17 protein-coding genes and 3 pseudogenes are annotated in these 22,898 nt (G+C 63.9%); 4 read left to right on the top strand and 16 right to left on the bottom strand.

All coding sequences use genetic code 11. From position 1 onward, the window contains the following. Positions 1-236: 236 nt before the first annotated feature. Entirely contained in the window at positions 237-1,259 is a 1,023-nt protein-coding gene (locus J1M87_RS07830) for an alpha/beta hydrolase family protein (protein WP_206488987.1), read from the top strand. A 34-nt stretch (positions 1,260-1,293) separates the two neighbouring features. Further along, a pseudogene (locus J1M87_RS07825) lies at positions 1,294-2,208 on the top strand (glucosyl-3-phosphoglycerate synthase); the annotation flags it as partial. Positions 2,209-2,313: 105 nt separating this feature from the next. Here the strand turns inward: J1M87_RS07825 and J1M87_RS07820 are convergent. The 10 genes from J1M87_RS07820 to J1M87_RS07775 form a co-directional block, all read right to left on the bottom strand. After that, on the bottom strand, positions 2,314-3,903 hold the full coding sequence (locus J1M87_RS07820; protein WP_206488986.1) for an AMP-binding protein: 1,590 nt from the start codon (positions 3,901-3,903) through the stop codon (positions 2,314-2,316). 99 nt (positions 3,904-4,002) lie between these two features. Beyond that, a complete protein-coding gene (locus J1M87_RS07815; RefSeq protein WP_206488985.1) occupies positions 4,003-5,280 on the bottom strand; it encodes an ABC transporter permease in 1,278 nt (425 codons plus the stop codon). After that, positions 5,277-6,524 carry an ABC transporter permease gene (locus tag J1M87_RS07810; protein WP_307830760.1) on the bottom strand — a complete coding sequence of 416 codons (1,248 nt, stop codon included), beginning with the start codon at positions 6,522-6,524 and terminating at the stop codon, positions 5,277-5,279. Before J1M87_RS07810 ends, J1M87_RS07815 begins: the two co-directional genes overlap by 4 nt. Then, positions 6,508-8,010, bottom strand: coding sequence for an ABC transporter ATP-binding protein (locus J1M87_RS07805; protein ID WP_206488984.1), 1,503 nt, complete (start codon positions 8,008-8,010; stop codon positions 6,508-6,510). The genes J1M87_RS07810 and J1M87_RS07805 overlap by 17 nt, the downstream gene beginning before the upstream one ends. A 46-nt stretch (positions 8,011-8,056) precedes the next feature. Further along, positions 8,057-9,148, bottom strand: a complete 1,092-nt coding sequence (locus J1M87_RS07800; RefSeq protein ID WP_241256540.1) for a BMP family protein — start codon at positions 9,146-9,148, stop codon at positions 8,057-8,059. Positions 9,149-9,223: 75 nt separating this feature from the next. Next, positions 9,224-10,654, bottom strand: coding sequence for a nucleobase:cation symporter-2 family protein (locus J1M87_RS07795; protein WP_206488983.1), 1,431 nt, complete (start codon positions 10,652-10,654; stop codon positions 9,224-9,226). Positions 10,655-10,712: 58 nt separating this feature from the next. Then, on the bottom strand, positions 10,713-11,210 hold the full coding sequence (locus J1M87_RS07790) for a YbjN domain-containing protein (protein WP_206488982.1): 498 nt from the start codon (positions 11,208-11,210) through the stop codon (positions 10,713-10,715). Further along, the gene (gene mshA / locus J1M87_RS07785) at positions 11,207-12,535 is read right to left on the bottom strand and encodes a D-inositol-3-phosphate glycosyltransferase (RefSeq protein ID WP_307830759.1); all 1,329 of its coding nucleotides are present in this window, start codon (positions 12,533-12,535) and stop codon (positions 11,207-11,209) included. Before mshA ends, J1M87_RS07790 begins: the two co-directional genes overlap by 4 nt. A gap of 94 nt (positions 12,536-12,629) precedes the next feature. Next, positions 12,630-13,481, bottom strand: coding sequence for an alpha/beta fold hydrolase (locus J1M87_RS07780; protein ID WP_206488980.1), 852 nt, complete (start codon positions 13,479-13,481; stop codon positions 12,630-12,632). A gap of 10 nt (positions 13,482-13,491) precedes the next feature. Then, positions 13,492-14,742, bottom strand: coding sequence for an ROK family transcriptional regulator (locus J1M87_RS07775; RefSeq protein WP_206488979.1), 1,251 nt, complete (start codon positions 14,740-14,742; stop codon positions 13,492-13,494). Between the two features lie 332 nt (positions 14,743-15,074). Here J1M87_RS07775 and J1M87_RS07770 point away from each other — a divergent pair, with 332 nt between their 5' ends. Continuing rightward, positions 15,075-15,830, top strand: a complete 756-nt coding sequence (locus J1M87_RS07770; protein WP_206488978.1) for an SDR family NAD(P)-dependent oxidoreductase — start codon at positions 15,075-15,077, stop codon at positions 15,828-15,830. 13 nt (positions 15,831-15,843) lie between these two features. On the opposite strand, the gene J1M87_RS07765 is transcribed toward J1M87_RS07770, so the two are convergent. The 5 genes from J1M87_RS07765 to J1M87_RS07745 form a co-directional block, all read right to left on the bottom strand. Then, positions 15,844-17,103 carry an Ig-like domain-containing protein gene (locus J1M87_RS07765; protein WP_307830758.1) on the bottom strand — a complete coding sequence of 420 codons (1,260 nt, stop codon included), beginning with the start codon at positions 17,101-17,103 and terminating at the stop codon, positions 15,844-15,846. 109 nt (positions 17,104-17,212) lie between these two features. Continuing rightward, positions 17,213-18,346 (bottom strand): hypothetical protein, encoded by a 1,134-nt coding sequence (locus J1M87_RS07760; RefSeq protein ID WP_206488976.1) that lies wholly within the window; start codon positions 18,344-18,346, stop codon positions 17,213-17,215. A gap of 108 nt (positions 18,347-18,454) precedes the next feature. Then, the gene (locus J1M87_RS07755) at positions 18,455-18,709 is read right to left on the bottom strand and encodes a hypothetical protein (RefSeq protein WP_206488975.1); all 255 of its coding nucleotides are present in this window, start codon (positions 18,707-18,709) and stop codon (positions 18,455-18,457) included. Positions 18,710-19,041: 332 nt separating this feature from the next. Then, positions 19,042-20,145 carry a ThiF family adenylyltransferase gene (locus J1M87_RS07750; RefSeq protein ID WP_206488974.1) on the bottom strand — a complete coding sequence of 368 codons (1,104 nt, stop codon included), beginning with the start codon at positions 20,143-20,145 and terminating at the stop codon, positions 19,042-19,044. Then, the gene (locus tag J1M87_RS07745; RefSeq protein WP_206488973.1) at positions 20,142-21,596 is read right to left on the bottom strand and encodes a phenylacetate--CoA ligase family protein; all 1,455 of its coding nucleotides are present in this window, start codon (positions 21,594-21,596) and stop codon (positions 20,142-20,144) included. The genes J1M87_RS07750 and J1M87_RS07745 overlap by 4 nt, the downstream gene beginning before the upstream one ends. Positions 21,597-21,744: 148 nt before the next feature. Between J1M87_RS07745 and J1M87_RS07740 the strand changes: the two are divergent. Then, positions 21,745-22,711, top strand: a pseudogene (locus J1M87_RS07740) (IS3 family transposase); the annotation flags it as partial. On the opposite strand, the pseudogene J1M87_RS07735 reads toward J1M87_RS07740, so the two are convergent. Beyond that, positions 22,712-22,846, bottom strand: a pseudogene (locus tag J1M87_RS07735) (DUF445 domain-containing protein); the annotation flags it as partial. Positions 22,847-22,898: the final 52 nt, after the last annotated feature.

Here is a 22,898-nt window from a genome sequence, read left to right as displayed (position 1 = left end):
GTACGGGCGCAACGCAAGGAGTGCGTCGGAGCAGCCAGTGCATCACTGACGCGCATCGGTGAATACCCCACGAGCGGATTTGTGGAGAATCGACAAAGTTCTGATCTGAATCTGTGTCAAAACTGAGAAATCGTCAGAAGTGTAGAGACATACGTGGGCGGGACCTACCGTCCTGGGAGTACCGCGCCGGCCGAAGCTCAGGCATTGCGCTGCCCCCACGACGTCAGGAACGGTGGATGATCGACCGATACCGCCTGCGTGAGGCGATTGTTTCGACTCTCTGCGTGCTCGCAACCGTCGTCGTTCTCATGTCGGGCACAGCAGCTGTGGCGACCGCCGAGGATGCATCGGAGATCGTCGGAGTCGAGAACATCGCGGAACGCCGCGATATCGTGCACGTGTATTCGGCATCGATGGACCGCGACATCACCGTCGACATCTTCCGGGCGAAGCACCCCGGTGCCCCCACCGTCTACCTGCTCAACGGTGCCGCAGGCGGCGACGGTGGCAGCAGTTGGTTCGATCAGACCGACGTCGTCGGCTTCTTCGGAGACAAGAACGTCAACGTGGTGGTTCCGCGCGGCGGCGCGGCGAGCTACTACACCGACTGGCTGCACGACGACCCGGTGCTGGGTCGGAACAAGTGGTCCACCTTCCTCGGCATCGAACTGCCGCCGTTGATGGACGCCGAGCTCGCCGGCAACGGAGTCAATTCGATCGCCGGCATCTCCATGGCCGGTACGTCGGTGCTGCAATTGGCGATCGCGCACCCCTCGGTGTACCGGTCCGTCGCGGCGTACAGCGGATGCGCTCGTACCAGCGATCCGGTGGGTGCGATGTACGTCAGATCGGTTGTGGAAGCTCGCGGAGGTGGCTCCACCATGAACATGTGGGGGCCGCCCGGTTCTGCTGCCTGGGTCGACAACGATCCCTACGTCAATGCCGAAGGTCTGCGCGGCATCGAGATCTACATTTCGGCGGGAACCGGCGCGCCGGGCCCGTTCGATGTCCCCGGCGGCCCCGGAATCGGAAGCGACTACAGCAAGCTCGCCCAGCAGGTCGCCGTCGGTGCCGTGATCGAGGCGACCACCGATGCGTGCTCGCATCAGATGCAACAGCGGCTGCAGGAGCTCGACATTCCGGCGACCTACAACTTTCGACCCAACGGAACCCACTCCTGGGCTTACTGGCAGGAAGACCTACACGACTCGTGGTCGGTGATCGCTCCGTCGTTGGGGCTGCCGACCGGCCCGTCCTGAGCCGTGATGTTTCAGCGATGACGAAGGAAACTCGATGAGCCGAAACGGTGCCGTTGGCACTCCTGCCCTTGCTGCCACGTGGGCCCGCTCGCCTTGGCCGCTCGCCGACATCATCGCCGCCAAACAGGGTCGGACGGTCTCGGTTGTACTTCCCGCGCTGGACGAGGAGGACACCGTCGCCGATGTCATCGCCTCGATAGTCCCGTACCTGGGAACTCTCGTCGACGAACTGGTGGTGCTGGACTCCGGCTCCACCGACCGCACGGTATCTCGGGCCCGCGCTGCCGGTGCCACGGTGGTGCCCAGAGAGCAAGTACTACCGGGAACACCCGTCGTCCACGGCAAGGGAGAGGTTCTGTGGCGCGGCGTCGCGGCCACCTCGGGCGAGATCGTCGTGTTCGTCGATTCCGATCTTCTCGAACCGGGTGCGCACTTCGTCCCCTCCCTCGTCGGTCCCCTGCTGATGGTCGAGAACCTCGAACTGGTCAAGGGCTTCTATCGGCGGCCGCTGAGGATCGGTGACACCACGGACCAGGACGGCGGGGGACGCGTCACGCAGCTGACGGTGCGGCCACTGTTGACGGCACTGCGGCCCGAACTGGCCGGCGTCTTCCAGCCGCTGGGCGGCGAATACGCCGCAACTCGGCAACTGCTCGAATCGCTCCCGTTCGCCCCTGGCTACGGTGTCGAGATCGGCCTTCTGCTCGACACGTATCACCGGCTGGGTGCGGGCCCGATCGGACAGGTCGGACTGGGCACACGGCGGCACCGAAACAGGCCGACCTCGGAGTTGGCTGTGATGAGTCGCCAAATCATCGCGACGATGCTCCCGCGCCTTGGCCTGCGCGACTCGGGTGCCGGTTTCACCACGTTCGCGGCCGCCGAAGGCCAGCTGTCGATGAGTGTCGCGCCGGTCTCGACGATCGATCGCCCGCCGCTGATCACGCTGGACGATTACGTTCGTGGACATCGACGCCCTTCGATGAGCGCCCCCCCTCTGACAGCAATGCCCCCTCCACCGTGGAGCTCGATGGAGGGGGCGGTACTGCCGGAGCTACTTACCGGCCTCCGCGGCGCGCAGATCCTTGCGCAGAATCTTGCCCGCTGCCGACTTCGGCACGATGTCGATGAACTCGACGCGGCGTACCTTCTTGTGCGGCGACACACGCTCGGCGACGAAGGCGATGACGGCCTCCTCGTCGATGGTGGCACCCTGCTGGCGGACGACGAATGCCTTGGGGATTTCCTCGCCCTCGTCGTCGAGAACACCGATCACGGCCGCGTCGGCGATCTGCTCGTGCGTGAGCAGCAGCGCCTCGAGCTCGGCCGGCGGTACCTGATAGCCCTTGTACTTGATCAGTTCCTTGAGTCGATCGACGATGTAGACGACACCCTCGGGATCGACGACGGCAATATCACCGGTGTGCAGGTAACCGTCCGAGTCGAGGGTCTCAGCCGTCGCGGTGGGATTGTTGAGGTATCCCGCCATCACGTTCGGGCCCTTGACCCACAGCTCACCCTGCGCGCTCAATCCCTCTGTGGGAAGGTCGATCTCGTTGCCCGTTCCCGGGTCGACGAGCTTGTTCTCGGTGTTGGCCAGCGGCTGTCCGACCGAGCTGAGCGGCATGTCGTCGCGGTCGAAGGGAATAGCGTGACTGACGGGGCTGAGCTCGCTCATGCCGTAGCCCTGACGCACGCGCGTGTTCAGTCGCCTGGCGACGGCCTTGCCCAGCTCCTCGTCCAGCGGTGCTGCACCCGAGAAGATGGTGTGCACGCTCGACAGGTCGTACTGATCGATCATCGGGTGCTTGGCGAGCGCGACGGCCACAGGCGGGGCGATGAACAGGTACGTCAACTTCTGGTCCTGGATGATCCGCAGGAATTCGACGAGATCGAACTTCGGCATCGTCACCAGATGCGCGCGCAGCTTGAGGGCGATGTTGAGCAATACCGTCAGTCCGTAGATGTGGAAGAACGGCAGCAACGCCAAAATGGCGTCGTTGCTGTCGATACCGACGCGTGGTTCCATCTGCGCGACGTTCGCGACGAGGTTGCGGTGGGTGAGAATGACGCCCTTCGGCACGCCCGTCGTGCCCGAGGAGTACGGCAGAACGGCCACGTGCGTGGCCGGATCGAAGGAGACCTCGGGGGCAGGGGCGCCCTGGGTGAGCAGGTCCCGCAGGTTCGGGTGGCCCTCAGCACCGTCGAGGACGATCACGTGGTCGGCATCGAGACCGACCTGCTCTGCGGCAGCCTTGGCCTGTGGATACAGCGGCGAGACGGTGAACAGGAATTTCGCGCCCGAACCGGTGAGCTGCTTTGCGATGTCTTCGGCCGTGTACAACGCGTTGATCGTCGTCGCGGTTCCGCCCGCGCGGAGAATGCCGTGCAGCACGGAGGCGAATGCGGGAACGTTCGGCGAATGCAGGCCGACGACGTCGCCGACCTCGAGTCCGCGGGCGGCCAAAGCACCTGCAATGGCGTCGATCTGGCCGATCAGAGTCTTGTAGGTGGTGACGTCACCCGACGTACCGTCGATGAGCGCAGGCTTGTCGAGGTCGGACTCGGCGATGGAGCCGAACAGGAAGTCGTAGACGTTCAGATTCGGGATCTCGACGTCGGGGAAGGGACTGCGGAAGCTCATGGCTCTCCTTCGAAGAACTGCGACAACAATGATCGAACCCTACAGTGAAAGCGGTCACAACGGACAGCGACCCTACCGCCGAGTCAGGTATGGCATGCGCTAATTTCGCGAGGCATACGGTTTGCCGGCTGCGGCAGGCCCTCGGACGTGACCCACCAGTCCAGCGACGGCGAAGATGGTCACCACGTAGGGAAGCATCAGCATGAATTCGCTGGGCACGGGGGAACCGATGATGCCGAGCACGTTCTGTAGATTGGATGCGAAACCGAACAGCAGTGCCGCCAGAGTCGCGCGCACCGGATCCCAGCGACCGAAGATCACCGCGGCCAGTGCGATGTAGCCTGCGCCTGCGGTCATCTCCTTGCCGAAGGAGCCGACGGAACCGAGAGTGAAGTAGGCACCGCCGAGCCCGGCGATGGAACCGGCGAGGCAGACGTTCCAGAATCGGGTTCGGGCGACGTCGATGCCGACGGTATCGGCAGCTTGCGGGTGCTCGCCGACGGCCCGCAGGCGAAGTCCCCACTTGGTGTGGAACAGTCCGAAGAACACGACAGCCACCGCGGCATACATCAGGTACACGATCAGCGTCTGCTGAAACAGCACCGGTCCGAGAATCGGGATCTGGGAGAGCACGGGAATGTCGAGGCGCGGGAAGCGCGGCGGCGAGTTGAGTGTTTCGGCGTTCTTCGTCAGTACCACCGAATACAGGAAGCTGGTCAACCCGACGACCAGAACGTTGAGCACCACACCCACGATGACCTGATTGACGAAGTAGCTGATGGAGAACACCGCCAGCAAGGACGCGGTGAGTGCTCCGGCCACCAGGGCCGCCAACAGCGCGACATAGGTCGATCCGGTGATCGAGGCGACGACGGCGCTGACGAAGGCACCTGCGAGCAACTGCCCTTCGATGGCGATGTTGATGACCCCGACGCGTTCGGAGATCACTCCACCCATCGCACCGAAGATCAGCGGTGTACTCAGAGCGACTGCGCCGATGAGCAATCCGGGGACCGGGATGGTCTCCCCGTCCGCGGCCCAGGCGAGAAATCCGAACACGAACAGTACTGCGAACAGTGCAGGTAACCATCGCGGTGTAGCACGCGACCGCCACACCAGCAGCGAGACATATGCGGTGATGACGGCCAGCAGGACGACGACGACCAGGCCGGTGCCGTACGAGGGCACGCTCACAGCGGGCAGTGCGAAGAAGTCGCCGTCCGATGACAACGCGAATGTACTGTTCCCCGAGCCTTTTCGGAGCACGAACAGCACCAACGCCAGGAGCGTCACGACTCCGAGGATCGACGGGACCTTCCAATTGCGGCCCAGCGCAGTCCCTGCCGGGCTGTCGACGGTGCCGAGGGCGGGGGTCACAGTGCACCGACCTTTGCGGTCGCTGCCCCGTTGGCCTTGCCTGCTCGCTGTTCCGGCAATCGGAACACTGCTCGCACCAGCGGCGGCGCGGCGATGAACAGCACGATCACCGACTGCACGACGAGCACGATGTCGATCGGCACGCCCTCGGCCGCCTGCATCGCGAAGCCACCGGCTTTGAACGCGCCGAACAGGATTCCGGCGAAGAAGACGCCCCAGGGTTTCGATCGGCCGAGCAGCGCGACGGTGATGGCGTCGAATCCGATTCCGGCGTCGATGTCGGCACTGAAACCTGTGGTCACGGTGCCCAGTACCTGCGCAACTCCGGCCAGGCCGACCAGGGCCCCCGACAGGATCATCGCGTAGAGGTAGATGCGGTCGACGTTCATGCCCGCCACCCGGGAGGCGTGCGGATTCTCGCCCACCGCACGGAAGCGGAATCCGAGACTCGATCGCTCGAGCAACCACCACACCGCGACGGTCACGAGGATCACCAGCACGAATCCGAGGTGCAGGCTGTAGCGGTCACCGAACAGTTTGGGGAACACCGCGGTGGACGCGATAGGCGCGGACTTGGGATTGTTCGATCCTGGCGCCTGCAGCGCTCCTGGCGTGCGCAGCAGGTAGGCGACGAGGTAGAACCCGATGTAGTTGAGCATGATGGTGACGATGACCTCGTGAGCACCGGTGCGCGCCTTGAGGAATCCGGCGATACCGCCCCATACCGCGCCGCCGACCACTCCGGCTACGACGGCCACCAGCAGGTGGATACCGGCAGGCAGGTTCACGCTGAACCCGATCCATCCGGCGCAGGCCGCGGCGATGAGCATCTGGCCTCGGCCACCGATGTTGAACATGCCGACCCGGAAAGCAAGCGCCACACCGAGTCCCGCGACGATCAGCGGAGTGGCGAAGGTCAACGTCTCGGTCAGTGGCCGGATGCCGTTCTCGAATCCGGGACGCCGAAAGTTGTACACCGAACCTTGGAACAGCGAGGAGTACGCTCCGGCAACGGAATCCCAGATCGCATTGAGCATGTCGGTGGGGCGCGAGAAGAAGTACCCGGCCGATTCCTGGACGGCCGAGTTGGTGGCGGCGATGAGAACGGCACCGACGATCAGCGCGAGAAGTACCGCGAGGACCGAGATGATGGCACTGCCGGTGAAGATCTGCCGCAGTACGCGATGCGAGGTGGAAGGCTCCTGGGATGTCGAGGGCTGCTCGGCGTCACTCACCACGCTCACCGCCCATCATCAATCCGAGTGTTTCACGGGACGTATCCCCGGGGACGATTCCCACGATTGCTCCTCGGTACATGACGGCGATGCGGTCGGCCAGAGCGGCGACCTCGTCCAATTCGCTCGACACCACGATGACCGGGATCCCCGAGTCCCGAGTGGCGACGATGCGCTTGTGCACGAATTCGATGGACCCGACGTCGATTCCACGCGTCGGCTGGGCTGCGACGAACAGGCGCAGATCTCGGCTCAGCTCGCGGGCGAGCACCACCTTCTGCTGATTTCCTCCCGACAGCCGCGCGACCGGAGTGCTGATTCCCGGTGCCCGAACGTCGAATTCGCTCAGCTTCTCCGACGCGAAGCTCTGCAAGTAGTCGCGTTGCACCGCGCCACGCCGAACGAACGGCATGCTGTTCGAGCGATCGAGCATCAGGTTCTCCGCGATCGAGAACTCCCCGACCAAACCGTCGACGGTGCGATCCTCGGGCACGAAGCCGACCCCTGCGTCGAGCACATGCTGCACCGAGGACCCGACGAGTGACCGGCCGTCGAGGCTGATCTTCCCGGATACGTTGTTCTGCAGCCCGAGTATCGCTTCGACGAGCTCGGTCTGGCCGTTGCCCTGCACCCCGGCGACGGCGAGGATCTCCCCCGCCGCGACCTCGAAGCTGACGTCGTCGACGGTCTTGTTGCCCTGGGCATCGAACACCGACAGGTTCTCGATGACCAGCGCAGCGTCCCCGGGTGTCGCCGGATCTTTCGAAACGGTCAGCTGCACATCGCGTCCCACCATCAAGGCCGCGAGTTCGGTGTTGTCGGCGGTCGGCTCTGCTTCGCCGACGACCTTGCCGAGCCGGATGACGGTGATCTTGTCTGCCACTTCGCGCACTTCGCGCAGTTTGTGGGTGATGAAGACGATGGTGGTGCCCGAGGCCGCGAGTTCGCGCATGATCCGCATCAGATCGTCGGTTTCCTGCGGGGTCAGGACGGCCGTCGGCTCGTCGAAGACGAGTACCTCGGCCTCGCGGGAGAGCGCTTTGACGATCTCCACTCGCTGCTGCACGCCGACGGGTAGGTCGCCGACGAGAGCATCGGGGTCGAGATCGAAGCCGAATCTCGCTGATATCTCTCGTACCAGTTTTCTCGCTGCCACGAGGTCCAGTCGTCCACCGAGCGAGGTGGTTTCGTTGCCGAGCACGATGTTTTCGGCAACGGTGAACACCGGGATCAGCATGAAGTGCTGATGCACCATGCCGATCCCGGCGGCCATGGCCTCGCCGGGTCCGGCGAAGTTCTGCTCGACGCCGTCGAGCAGAATCTGCCCTTCCTCGGCTCGGTACAGTCCGCTGAGCACGTTCATCAACGTGGACTTGCCTGCACCGTTCTCACCGAGAAGGCAATGGATCTCGCCGGATTCGACGCTCAGATCGATGTGGTCGTTTGCGATCAACGAGCCGAATCGTTTGGTGATACCGCGAAGTTCGAGCTTCATGTCCCCGCAACCAGTGAGTGATGTGACCGTGGAGTACTCGGTGGTACTACTTGGGTGCGGATGGCGATACGACGGTGATGGAACCGTCGATGATCCCGGCCTCGATCGTATCCAGCTCGCCCTGCAGTGCGGGATCGACCTTCGACTCGAAGTCGTGGAACGGCGCGATACCGACGCCACCGTTCTCGAGTGTGCCGACGTACGGGGTGTTGTCGAACGAATCGGCACCCGAGTTGGCGACGACCTCGTCGACGCTGGTCTTGAGGCCCTTGGTCACCGAGGTGAGCAACAGATCGCCTACCGACGGGTCGGATTCGAAGACGTCGGCGTCGGCACCGATGAGGGCCACCGGACGTGAGGAGTCCCGGATTGCCTGCGCCGCACTCTGGTAGATGGGTCCACCGACCGGGAAGATGACGTCCGCGTTCTGGTCGATCAGCCCCTGGGCGGTGTTCTTCGCGACCTCGTTCGCGGCGAATCCGCCGGTGAACGAGCCGTTCTGGGAGGCGACATCCCAGCCGATGACTCGGACTGCCGCACCCTTCTGCTCGTTGAAGTAGTTCACACCGTCTGCGAAACCGTCCATGAAGATGGTCACGGTCGGCAATTGCGCGCCGCCGAACGTGCCGACCACGCCGGTGGTGCTGTAGCTCGCGGCCGCATAGCCGGCCAGGAAGGCGGACTGCGACGCGTCGTAGGTCAGTGGCTTGACGTTCGGGAGGTCGATCGAGGAGTCGTCGATGATGGCGAAGTCGATGTCGGAGTTGGCCTCCGCTGCGACCTTGGTGGCATCGGCGAGGTCGAATCCGACGGTGACGATGAGATTGCAGCCCTGATCGACGAGGTTGTTGATGTTGGGTGCGTAATCGGTCGGCGACGCCGATTCCACGGTGCGGGGCTCGACACCGAGCGTCGAGGCCGCCTCGGTCAGGCCCTCGTATCCGAGCTGGTTGAACGACTTGTCGTCGAAGCCACCACTGTCGGAGACCATGCACGGCAGGAAGTCACTCGATCCGCCTCCGCCCGATCCTTCGTTCTCGGGAGCAGATCCACAAGCTGCGATCAGGGCGATGGCACCGAGCGACGCGACGCCGCCGAGCGCTGCCTTTCGCGTACTCGTGCGGGTGACGATTGACAAGATGTCCTCCAGTTCAGATGTACTTCTATTGTTTCGGGACGCTACTCGTGCGGGCGAGGGTGCGCAGGATTTCGCTCAGGCATCCTTGTTCGACGCCCGATCTTCGGGGAGGCTGCCGCCTTCGCGGAGTGTTCTCGCTTCGTCCTCACGAACCATCACGGCCGGGCCCGCTGCCACCACCGAGGGGTTCGGTGGCGTACCGGGCTTGATCACGTTGAAGAATACGTTGAGTACCACTGCCACGATGCTGGCGGCACTGATACCGGAATGGAAGATGGTGACGAACCAGTCCGGGAACTCGTCCCAGAAGTCGCCGGCGACAACGGGAATGAGGCCGAATGCCAAGGTCACCGCCACGATGACCACATTGGAATTGTTGTCGTAGTTCACCTTGCCGAGGGTGCGGATCCCGCTGGCGGCGACGGTGCCGAACAGTGCGATGCCCGCGCCACCGAGCACGGGAAGTGGGACGACACCGACGACGGCGGCGAGAACCGGAGACAGACCGAGCAGTGCCAGTACCCCACCGCCCACTGCGACGACGAAGCGACTCTTGATACCGGTCATCGCTACCAGTCCGACGTTCTGCGCGAAGGCGGTGGCCGGGAAGGTGTTGAAGATCGGTGCCACGGCAGAGGACACCATGTCGGCGCGCAACCCGTCGCCGACGCGTCTGGTGTCGACGTCGGTTCCGACGACCTCGCCGACGGCGAGGATGTCTGCGGTGGTCTCGACCATGATCACCAGGATCACGATGGTCATCGACACGATCGCGCCGACCGCGAAGATCGGTGACCCGAATGCGAAGGGAGTCGGCACGGCCACCACGGAGGCGTCGCCGACGCCGTCGAAGTCCGTCTTTCCGACGATCAGCGCCGCGATGGTGCCGACCACGAGGCCCAGCAGAATCGACAGCCGTGACAATCCGGGGATCCTGGTCATCACCAACACTGCGAGGAGGGTGAACATCGCCAGTCCGATGTTTCCCGGGTCGAGGTAGTTCGGATTGGGCGCACCTCCCACCGTCTCCTGACCGGTGATCCAGCGCGCGGCCACCGGCATCAGCGAGAGTCCGATGACGGTGATGATGCTTCCGGTGACCAGTGGCGGGAAGAAGCGAACGACCTTGGAGAAGAACGGCGCGATCGCCAAACCGATGAGCGCGGCCACCAGCACGGCCCCGAGCACGGTGCGCAGGCCGGTTCGTCCGTCCTCGGCACTGCCGATGATGGTCAGGATCGTCGAGACCGATGCGAACGAAATGCCTTGCACCAGTGGCAATTGCGAGCCGAAGAAAGGAATCCCGATGGTCTGCAGCACGGTCGCGACCCCACTGACGAACAGGGCGCACGAGATCAACAGGGCTTGATCGGCCCCGGACAGCCCGGCCGCACCACCGACGATGATGGGAACGGCGATCACGCCACCGAACATCGAAAGAATGTGCTGCATACCGTAACCGAACATCTGCAACACCGGTGGGCGCGCATCCTCTGGCCTGGTCATGAATGTCAGGCTAAGAACCGGACGTTACGGGCGACGGCTCCGTGCCATTTCGGGCGAGTTACGGTTGCGCGGCGGCATCTTCGTCGACCAGATGCTCGAATGCCTTCAAATTCGCCAACGACTCCCCGCGCGAGACCCGCCACGCCCACTCACGCTTGATGGACTCCGCGAAGCCCAGTTCGAGGAGCGTGTTGAAGTCGCCGTCCGCGGCTTCGAGAGTCTGGCCGAGAATCCGATCGAGTTCGTCGCCGTTGACCGCGTGCAGCGAGATTCGGCCGACCAGGTAGATGTCGCCGACCTTGTCGATCGTGTAGTGCACCCCGTACAGGCGGCGGTTACGTCGCAGCAGGTATTTGTAGACGCCCTCGAAGTTCTCGTCGGGTTTGCGGCAGACGAATGCTTCGATACGTACCCCGTGATGCCCGACGGTCAACATCGTCGTGGTCTTCAGTTTGCGTTCCCCGGGCAGTTCGACGGTGAACACCTCACCGCGACGCGTGTAGTCCAGTTCGCGGTCTTTCAGTGCCCGGTCGATCAGGTCGGCGGTCTCGCTCATGCAGTCACAGCTCCTGATCTGCGTAGTTTCGACAATCCTCGGACCCGGCGCGGCGAGAACTCGCTCGGTGCCTCACCACGATCGAAATGGAACCTGGCCTGCCGGTAACTCTCGATGAGTCCGTCCGCGGTGTGCTCCCACGAGAAGTTGCGCGCGTGCAGCGGCGCTGCGATCGACATCTCGGCCAATGCTGCCGAATCCGAAAGCATGGACGAGAGCGCATCGGCCCAGTCCGCGGTGCGGTGCCCCTGCACCAGCCGACCGGTCTCGCCGGACCGCACGGCCACACCCAACCCGCCGACATCGGCTGCCAGCACGGGAGTTCCGCAGGCCTGCGCCTCGATGGCCACCAGACCGAAGGACTCGTTGTAACTCGGCACGGCGACGATGTCGGCTGCCCGGTAGACCTGCACCAGGCGCGAGGACGGTTGTGGCGGAATGAAGGTCACCTTGGCCGAGATGCCGAGACTTTCGGCCAGATCGATCAGGCTGCCGGGCCGGTCCAACCCGCTGCCGGACGGCCCGCCGACGATCAGAATGCGCAGTGGCATCGCCGAATCTCGTTGCAGCACTTCCGCAGCCGCAGCGATGAGCACATCGGGTGCCTTCAGTGGCTGGATGCGTCCGACGAAGGCGACGATCGCTTCGTCCGGATCGAGGCCGAGTGCGACGCGAGCTGCCCGTTTGTCGCCCGGATTGTATTGCGTCAGATCGGCTCCCGGCGCAACCACATCGATCGATTCCTGCGCTGCCCCGTAGATCTCGACGAGGGACTTCGCCTCCTCGGAGGTGTTGGCGATCAGCCGGTCCGCCTCGGCGACCACTTGCTGCTCGCCGATCTGGCGCGCGGCGGGCTCGGGCGAGTCGCCTCGAGCCAGGGACGCGTTCTTGACTGCGGCGAGTGTGTGCGCGGTATGCACCAGCGGCACTCCCCAACGGTCGCGCGCAAGCCAACCGACCTGGCCCGAGAGCCAGTAATGGGAGTGCACCAGGTCGTAGTAACCGGGCTCGTGGCGAGCTTCCTCACGCAACACCCCGGCCGCGAACGCACAGAGCTGGGTGGGCAGGTCGTGCTTGTCCAGGCCCTCGAACGGACCGGCGACGATGTTGCGGACGAGCACGCCGGGCGCAGCCTCGACGACCGGGGCATCGGACGAGGCCGTGGCCCGGGTGAAGATCTCGACCTCGACGCCCCGCTTGGCCAGCTCTTTCGCACTCTGCAGTACGTAGACGTTCATCCCGCCCGCATCGCCGGTACCGGGCTGCGCCAGCGGGGAAGTATGCAACGACAACACAGCGACCCTGCTGAGCTGGTGTCCCGTCACGTCTTCAGTGTGCACTCCTCCACATTACGTCTCGAGAACTACCCCTTCCGACGGCCGGGCCGGAATGACCCCGCGCATGATCCGGACTGTTCGTTCATGCCGTACCCAGACCGTCCACGAACCCGGCCACCTCGGTCAGGAATCGCTGCGGATCGGCCACGAACGGGCCGTGGTCGACGCCATCCCAGAACGACGCCACCGCCGTCGGAATCAACTCCTCGGCGTGCCGGCCCGCCGAGACATCGACGACGGTGTCCTCGGTTCCATGCAGCACGAACGCCGGGATACCGAGGCTCCGCAGCAGGTCGTCGTGTTCGACCGTGCGATCGAACAGGGCAGCGCGCACCCGAGGCGGGGTCGCGAGCGTCAGCCCGAACAACGCCTGTGCCTCGGTTCCTTTTCCTTCGGTGGGCCCGGTCAGGGCCTGTCCGAAACTTCCGAGTGCCTTGATGGCGACCCTGGGCTCCTCCGCCATGGCACCCGGGATCGCTGCCCGCATCGCGGTGCCGACGCGTCCGCCTGCTTGTCCGCGACCGATGCTGGTGATCGCCCCGACGAGCACGATGCCCGCCACCGCATCGGATCCGTGTTCGGCGAGATAGTCGCAGATCACCAGCCCGCCGTAGGACCAGCCCAGCAGCACTGCGTCTGCGGTGATGCCCTCTGCAGCGAGTACCGCGGCGACGTCTCCTGCCCAGTTCTTCGAGTCCTCGTATCCCGATGTCGGCGCGTCGGAGTAACCGTGACCGCGCAGGTCCACGGCGACAACGCGGTACCGCGCCGCGAAATCGGCCAGTAATCCCGATCCCCAGCACGCCGAGCTCTGCGCCCACCCGTGCAGCAGAATCAACGGCCGGGACGCGGGGTCACCACTGACGCGGTAGACGATGTTGGTCCCGTCGATTCCGGTGGCCTGGCGAACTGGTCCTGCTGTCCCGATGCTCATATCGGGCAACCTACGCGGCGACTGTGCGCATCGCGGCGAGCGGATCGGAGTACAGGGCGCTCAGTGAGACCACCGTCGCGGCGTACTGCTGTACCCGGTCGCCGAATCCGGTCACTCGAACATTCCCGGGTGCCAGGGTCGAATGCTGCACGAATGCCTCTCGCACATGAACGATCGCGGCTGGATATGCAGTGAATGCCTGTCCCCCGAGTACGACGCGATCCGGATTGAACATGTCCCGCAGCAGCGCCACCGTCCGCCCCAGGATCCGGGCCCGTTCGGTGAGCAGTTCCCGCGCTGCCTCCGAACCGCCCTGCGCTGCGCCGTACACCGCGGCAATACTCGGACGGGTGTGCGGGGCAACGATTGCGCGGTTCACCGCAGCGGCGACCACTGCCCTGTCACCGACGGAGGCTTCCAGGCATCCGCGAGCACCGCAGCCGCACAGCGCCGAGGATCCGGTGGGCAGGTGTGCGATGGAACCGGGCCCGCTCGCGGGCGTGTGGACGCGGCCGTCGATCGTCAGGGCCATTCCAGCGGTCTCGCGTGCATAGACGTAGAGGGACGTTCCATCCTGCGCTGCAATGCTGTTCGACGGCGCCGGGGCGAGGAGTAGTTCCGCGGCGGCCATTGCTTCGACGTGCCCGGACACCGAGACAGGGACCCCGAGTCCGCTGCCGACGACGGCGGCGACTCGTCCGTCACGCCAACCCAGTCGAGGATGATCGACGGTGCCGCGCGCCGTGTCGACGCGTCCGCCGGTCGCCACCCCGACCCACAGCAGGGTGCGGCGATGCCAGCGTGCAGCGAAGGCGCAGGTACTGCGCGTGATGGACATCAGCGCTGCCTCGGAAGATCCACCGGGGGTGGGGATTTCGACAGCAGCGAGAACGCGGCCGCGCAGATCGCTCATGACGATGCCGGTGCTGACGGCACCGATGTGGATGCCGATCGTCGAGAACGCTTCGTGGTCCACCTCGAATGGCACGCGGGGCCGCCCTGTCGCTCCCGGCACCGTCAGGTCTGCGCGCTCGCGCAGCAGCCCGGCCCCGAGCAGGGCCGATACTTGACGATTGACGGTGGCGACGCTCAACCCTGTTGCGCGAGCGGCACTGTCGCGCGTGATCGGGCCCACCGAACAGGCGACTCGAAGCACGGACGAGGCAGGGCCGCCGGCAATCCTCAGATCGGGCGCGACCAGTCGCACCGATGGGTGCGCGGCGGCGGGGCGAGTACGGCGATGCGCGGTGGTGACAGACATCCGTCGACGATCCTCAGCAGTTGTGCCTGTTCGGCGCGGGACGACAGCGCCGACAGGGCGAAGCGATGCAGGTCAGGGGTCGATGCGGCGGCCACGAAGGGCGACCGCATCCAATCGACTGTCTGTAGCTCGAACGGCTAGAGACAGGTTCCTGCGCCGAGACAACACAGTTCACGAGGAAGCGGCAAGCGAGCACCGAGGGACGCCGTCACATAGGTGACCCGCATCGCGGTGGTCTCGGAAGCCGACATGCCTGCAAAATTAGCACCTGCCCGCTCGTTGGCCAATCGCCGCCGCATCGGCGTCGTGGTCGACCGGCATAGAATCGAGCCATGACCTCGTCCGAACACATCGCACCCGATTCCCGAATCGCCGTCGTCACCGGAGCGAGCTCCGGCATCGGCGCGGCCACCGCACGCCAGCTCGCAGCCGACGGGTTCCACGTCGTCATCGGCGCCCGCCGACTGGACCGACTCGAGGAGTTGGCCTCGGAAATCGGCGGTACCGCACTGGAACTCGATGTCACCGACGAGGATTCGGTGGCCGCATTCACCTCGGTGATTCCCCGCGTCGACGTGCTGATCAACAATGCAGGCGGTGCCAAGGGATTGGCTCCGGTGATCGACGCCGACCTCGACGACTGGCGCTGGATGTGGGAGACGAACGTCCTCGGCACACTCCGGATCACGAAGTCCCTGCTGCCCAAGCTGATCGATTCCGGCGACGGCCTGATCGTCACGATCACCTCGGTTGCAGCGTTCGAGGCCTACGACAACGGTTCGGGCTACACCTCCGCCAAACATGCTCAGGCCGTGCTGCATCGCACCCTGCGCGGCGAACTGCTCGGGAAGCCGGTGCGGTTGACCGAGGTGGCACCGGGCGCGGTGGAAACCGAGTTCTCTCTCGTCCGCTTCGACGGCGACGCCGCCAAGGCGGACGCCGTGTACCGGGGAATCACGCCGCTGGTCGCAAGCGATATCGCCGAGGTCATCGGCTTCGTCGCCTCGAGGCCGTCACACGTCGACATCGACCAGATCATCATCAAGCCGCGTGATCAGGCCGGTCCGGGGCGCTTCGCCCGCGACTGAGCGCGCGACGCACTCAGCCGGCGGGCGCGGGTGCAGGCGAAGTCGCAGGTGTCGTGGTTGCGCTCGCACCGCCGGCAGGAAGAGCCGACATCGATTGCCAGGTCGGCCAATCGATGGTCCAGTCGTACAGATCGCCGTCGGCCGCCGAGAGGTCGATGCGGGTTCCGGTCACCTCGACGGGGTCGCCGTACATCGCCGTGCCGAAGTACTGCTGCGCATCCTCGGTGGAGAGGTTGATACAGCCGTTGGTGACGTTCGATGCGCCTTGTACCCCTGTGGTCAACGGATTGGCGTGGATGAACTCGCCGTTGTTGGAGATACGCACCGCCCACCGCTCGCGCACGTTCTCGTAGAACGGCGGGTTGGACATCAGAAAGTCCTCGTGCTTCTCGGTGACGACGTGGATACCGCTGCGGGTGACGTTGCGGTCCTCGTTGCCCTCGCCGTAGCTGACGGGAATGTCCATGATGGTCTGGCCGTCGCGTACCACCTGCATGCGATGGCTGGTCGCGTCGGCGACGACGATCTGACTGCGTCCGATACTGAAGTTCAAGGTGAGGTCGGCCGCCCCGTAGGCACCGTCGCCGTAGTTCACGCCGTACAGCTTCGCGTCCACCGACACGGTGGTGCCGGGAACCCAGTAGTTGGTCGGTCGCCAGTGGATGCGTGAGCCGTTGTCGTCCGGGAACCAGGCCCAGGCACCCGGAGTCGGCGGATTGGTGGTCACCGTCAGTGCTTTCTCGACGGCGGCCTTGTCCGCGATGGACGAATCGAACTGCAGAATGATCGGCGCAGCGATGCCCACCTCCTGGCCGTCGCCGATGTTGGTGCTCACCGCGGTTCGACTGTCCGGCTCGACGGTGGTGAAGCTGCCCTCGACAGGCACTGTCTTGTTGTCCGAGCCGACGGCAGAGCCGGACCACGTGTATTTCACGCCGTAGCCGAGAGGTTCGGTGATGGCGTACGAGGTCTTGTCGGGCGAGAGCGCCCCTTCGACGACCTTGCCGTTGGGGTTGGTGAGAGCGACCTCGGTGAGCGTTCCGCTCGTCACGGTCACCGAGATCGGTGCGATGGGACTGACGTCGTCGGCACCGGCGACCGGGTTCTCGGTCACCTGCGCGACGGGCGGTGCCTCGGTGGTGGGGGCCGAGCTACCCGAGCCGCCCTCGCCCGATCCGACGGTGCACCCCGCCACGAGTGCCACCAAGGCGACGAGCACGGCGACCAACCACACCGCGCGCGTCCGTTTTGTCTGTTCTACCTGCTCATGCACGTTATCCAACGTACCTGGGTCAAATACGTGAACCACCATCGAAAGCTGTGGTGCGCGTAGATTCACACCGTATTCACGGGCTTATCCGGCCAGTTCGCACAGTATTTAGTCAACCGCCCACGACAACTTCGACGGCATCGACCAGCAACCGTCGTGCAGACCTGATCGCGGACAAGGTCTCCTGCAGCAGATATTCGGCGGTTTGGGGACGGTCTCCCCACTCGGCACCGAATCCGACTGCGTCCAGGTCGAGACCACGGGTGAGGTAGAGGCGCCGAAGTCCGTCGAATCGCTGGAATGGGACGAATACCTGAGTGGTGACCGTGAGGACCTTCTGGCCGTTGTGTGGATTTGCATACTTCGCCCACAGCGCGTATGTATCCGATGTGTCGGGTCGGTAGGGAGGTCGACTCGTACTCGCCGAGATGACCGATCCCCGATGCCGGCCGTCGGCCGACGTCAGTTCCGCGGATCTCTCGTGTGTGTACTCGGGTGGCACATCTGCGGTATTGCCGTCGACGACATCATGTCGCCACCGAGGACAGATAGCCGACGTCGAGGAGCATCCACACAGGAGGTCGACAGGGGCCGAGGAGAAGCCGAACTCCGACTCAGCAGCCGCTTGCAGGAGCCCGAACTCGTCCGTCGCGCCGGGGGCGTACAGCGATGTGACGGGCTCCTCCGGGGTGTCTCCGGTGATCAAGAACCGCGGGCTGCCGAGAAAATACAACTCGCCGAGGTCGATTCCTCGTGCTTCAAGCGATGCCGCGTACTTGCTCCGAAGGAGGGGCGAATTGAATCCGCCGCCAAGCACCAGCGTCATGTCGTACGCCTGATGTTTCGGAGGAGTCGGTTCGACGAGACCCAACTGCGTCGTCAGATCGAGTACCCGTGCACGAGTATCGGGATCGAAGTCGGCGGTGGCGGCTTCGGAACGTTCCTTATAGACCTGGCCGGCTCGCCCTCGGAAGTTGAAGTCGTCTGCCGCCCTCTTCTCGAGGTTGATCAGTCGGTTGAGTAGCTGCAGGGATGGATCCTGGTCTGCAGGTACCGAACCCTCGGCGAGGAGTTCCAGCAGCCACTCCGGCAGTTGCTCGTTCAGATGGAGCCATGGCGAGTCGTCGACGTCGTCGGGCTGCCCTTCCGCATGGATGAGTGCCAACAAGGTGGCCAACGCCTCGCTGTCCACCCATGATTCGATTTCGTCGACGACGTTCCTCGCGCGGGAGACTTTGTCAGACACGGAAATCACCCTAACCTGTCGAGGGTGTGCGTCCGGTCGGCCGCTCGGGCCGATCACACACGAAAGCCCCCGAGCGCCTGAGGCGCTCGGGGGCTTCGGTGTTGGTGATCAGTTCCAGTTGCAGGAGTATCCGTAGTACCCCTGGGTGCCCGCTGGGTTGATCGAGATGGTGAACGCGGAGCACTGGCCGCGGTTGGCGTACTGCTGAGCGAACCAACGGTGCCCCTGCGCCAGGGCGTAGTAGCCGGCCTTGGCCTGCCACCAGGGCGAGGCGGGCGGCGCCGGAATGCGTCCCTGACCCAGTGCCCGTGTCTCGGACTTCGACAGGTACACCGTGCATCGCCCGCCGCCGCAGTTGGTCACGGTCAGCGTCGGCCTGGCTGGGGGCCGTCACCGTCAGACCCAGCGTGACGGCCAGGACGGCAAGCGAGAGGGCGAGCCACCGCGCGGCCGCGGCGATCCTTCCCCGGCTCTAACGGGCATTTGTGGAGGTGGTTGGCGTGCTTACGGGGAGTGTGGTCACGTGGTTCCAGACTCCTCGGTGCGGTGCCTCTGTCGAGCGCACGCGCGACACTGGGGTCGAACACCCTCATCACCTCAGACGCCGTGGCGAGAACGGAATCGTGGAAAGGTCGTTGCCGTTGTCGATGGTGGTGAGAATCGTCATCGCCCATACGGACCGGCAGGCGTGAGGTTCACCTTCGCGAAATGACGTCCATGAATTCGTCCTCGTCGAGTTCATTCCACCGCATTGCAAGGCCTGCCGACTCCCCCAGCAACGTCCGGTCGAGGTCAACGCGGTAGCGCCCCGAGCGCAAGTCAGCACCGCACACCAACAAACGAGCGGCGAGGGCAGCGATAGAACCCGCCACAGTCGCAGCGGTACCGAGTTGAGGCCATGAAGGCAACCGAACACCGACCTGAGTCAGCGAGAATCGTGTCCTCGGCGTTACCCCACTTCCGACGATTGCGTTTGCAATCTGGAGTCGTCGAGTCGGCGCGTTCAACTCTTCGTTTGTCATCGCAGACAGCTCCCCCGCCCGACCGTGGAAGAGCTCGTAGTCGGGTTCGAGGTCGTAGCGCTCCACGTCGAGAATCACGTTGTCCCCGTTATCGGTCGCCATGATCACGGGAATTCCGCGCTCACGGGCGCGCAGACGAATCGCCACTTTCATCGCAAGGTTGTCCATCTCCTCCATCAGAACCGCGAGCCGCTCAGTCCTACGCCCACCCAGGAACGCCTCCGACGTGCCCTCGGTGTACCCGTCCGCGAACGGAGTCACATCTGTGTACGGGTCCGTCTCGAGGAGTCGACGCTGCGCCAGAGTCACTTTCGACTCTCCCAAGTCACACACCGATCCGAGCAGACGATTGAGATTGCTCGGACCCAAGGTGTCCGGATCCGCAAGCCGGAACCGTCGCGCACCTGTCAACGAGCACACCGAAGCAACCGACGACCCGACGCTCAGACCCGCGACACCGATCAGTGCCCCGCTCCAGTCGTCTTGCTCCTTGTCGTCGAGCAGGAACCGGTTGCGCGCGGTACGCAACCGGTGAAAGTGCTCACGATCAGGCAGCCGAACCATCGTCGAGCGCCAGGGATAGACGATAAACCGGCTCGCATCAGCCACCACATCAGCGTCTCCCCAATCCCACCGGACGTTCGGGTCGAAGGAGTCGATTGCCATCAACTCCTCGCGCGCCGACTCCCAGCCGTCTACGAACCGGTAGCCCGACCCAGGTGCGGTTAACGTCGAGATCCGTCCTGCATCGTCGCGCGGGTTCAGTATTTCGATCACTTCTGCACCTCATTGTCCTTGATAGTCGGCTGTCTGATACCTATACGAGAAGGCAGAGAACCGAAGCTGTGCAGCGTTATTCGTGGCTCGACACGTTCCCCCTCCTGGCGCAGCAACTCGCGGTACTCACTGTTGGACCGGATGAGCCCGTCGCTCACGATTTCTTTCACCGTCTGAGCAAAGTCCTCGTCCAGACCTGTCGACGGATCGATCCTTTCGCGCATCTCGACGTCGAGCCCGAGGGTGTCCGAACCCATGCCTGCGCCCGGCACGCGTCCGATCTTGAACCTCCCCGTTAGCACGCCCCTCAGTAGCGGATCTGCCAGCGATGCACGAATCGGTTCCGGATAGATGTTGATCGCATAAAACGACACGGCGACGTCGGAACGCCGCTTCAGAACAACGAACCCGGCACCGGCGGTCGACGTCGCCACCTCGAGTTGGTAACCGTTTTCGGCCATGATTCGGCGGACTTCGTCGCCGTCCCAGACAGCTCCCACATCGTTGATTCGGTAACGCAGAAGGTTGCTCGACTCGACGGTGAACAGCAGGTGCCCATCCTCCTCAGTCTCGATGAAACGGATGTTGGGGTCGTATTCGACGAACGTCGATGTCTCGGCATCACCGCCAAATAGCGCCTCGTCAAGTGCGGGGTGCGAAAGCGCCAATCGCTTGATCGCGATCGACGACGGCGTCTCGTGCCCAATCATCCCTGCATCCGCAGTCCCGTAGACAACGCAAATGTCTTCGACGCACCCCGGCTTACCCAGCGCGCTCAGCAGGCTGTCACGCCGGTCCTCACCGATCGCTTCCCCTGCCAAGATCAGCTTGATGTTCTGCGCCAGGATCTCATCGTCAGCCTCATCGACGACGTCTACGAGGAACGGCGGGTATCCGACGAGCACGACATTGTGGAACATCGGCCCAAGGGTTTTGACCGTCGCCAAAACCGACTGCTTGTCTACACCCGGTGCCACCACCACAACGCGATGCCCCAGCTCACTGAGCTTCTCGGCGGCTTCCGTTGTATACGTGCCGCCGATCCAGTTACCCATTGCGAGCGCAACGACGATGAGCGTATTGCCCCCGCCGAGGTTGAATCCTGCCAGTATTCGTCGGTGCAACTCCACGCTCTCCGCGATCGAGAGCGGCCCTCGTGCGTAGAAGGTCGGCTCACCCGACGACCCCGAACTCGACGAAATAATCTGAGCGCCGTTGATGTCGCCGTTTATCATTCGTAGATTGAGCGCGTACGCACCTATGTAGTTCTTCTTGGTCATCACCGGTATTCGCGCGAAGTCTTCCAGGGCGCGAACGGTCTCGGGATCGAATCCCTGCTCACGCAGGAACTCTTGATAGGCAGGGATACGGGCAACAGCGGTCGAGTAAACAGCCATAGCTCCTGCGGCACCGGAGGCGGGGTCGGTGCAAATCGGGGCGAACAGAGACATGCGGAGCCTTTCGTAGGGCAAGGCTCTCTTGGCCTCGCCCTGACTCCACCGATCCCCCGACGTTCCGGATCGCGTGCTGGGGACTGCCCGGACTTTGGTTGACGTCTGTTCTGTGAGGATCGCTCCTCACGGTGGAAGTGTGTTCACCATGCCGACAGCATTTCCCGAGGAGTTCCGCCGCGACGTGATCGCCGTCCTACGCAAAGGCGAGGCCCCCTGCGTCAAATCGCAAAGGATTTCGGAATCTCCGAAGGATGTTTGCATCGCTGGCTCAAGTTTGCCGATCGTGAAGACGGCGTTGCCCGTGACCCGGCAGAACCCTGGTGACGAGTCCGCTGAGCTGCGGGAGTTGAAGAAGCTCAACCGGCTGCTCAAGCAGGAGAACGACGTTCTGCGGCGAGCTGCGGCCTATCTGAGTCGAGACATACTCCCAAAATGATCTTCCCTGCAAGCGGGAGGTGCCCCCACCGCTGGTCCTCGACCTTGCTGGCGACGGAGTCCCCGTCACAGTGACCCACCGGGTTCTCGGTTTCTCCACACAATCGTTCTATAAATGAAAGAAACAGCGAGTCACGCAACGAGATTGGAATGATGCACATCTGATCAACATTGCTCGTGAGATCCACGCCGACGACCCCGCATGCGGCTACCACTTCATCGCAGACGAGCTACCCGACCGCGGCATGACCGCTAGCGAGAACCAGGTCGCGCGGTTGTGATCACAAGAGAGCATCTGGTCGGTGTTCTCGAAGAATCGCGGCCTGAACAGGAAGGCCGGCCCGCCGGTCCACGATGACCTTGTGGATCGTCAGTTCACCGCACACGCCGCGGACCAGCTGTGGCTGACCTTTCGTCACCTGACATCGCACCGACGAGGGCAAACTGTATCTCTGCGCGTTCGAGGACGTGTGGTCGAACCGGATCGTCGGCTACTCGATCAACTCCTGAATGAAGGCCTCGTTGGCGGTGTCCGCGTTGGATAATGCTGTGGCGCAGAGAGGCTCGGCGGGGACGATCGTTCACTCGGATCGCGGCTCACCCAGTTCCGATCCAAGAACTTCGTGTACGCCCTGTCCCACAATGGATTACGCGGATCGATGGGCCGGGTTGGGGCACTTCGACTCCTGCCACCGGCAGAACAGATAGACCACCGATGCGAAGACGAGAAAGCCCGTCGCGACTGTCTTCATCTTGCGGAGGTCGCGGCGCTTGGTCTCGTCGTCGAAGTTCATCAGCTGCACAACCGCCATTGTGCCCAGAAATGTGACCGATCAACCGGACGCAGGCTGCAATGGTGTCGGA

This window comes from Rhodococcus sp. KRD162, from assembly GCF_017168335.1.
Taxonomy (GTDB): domain Bacteria; phylum Actinomycetota; class Actinomycetes; order Mycobacteriales; family Mycobacteriaceae; genus Rhodococcoides.
Note: the sequence above shows the minus strand (reverse complement) of the source record. Positions and strands in the feature narration are given on the sequence as shown.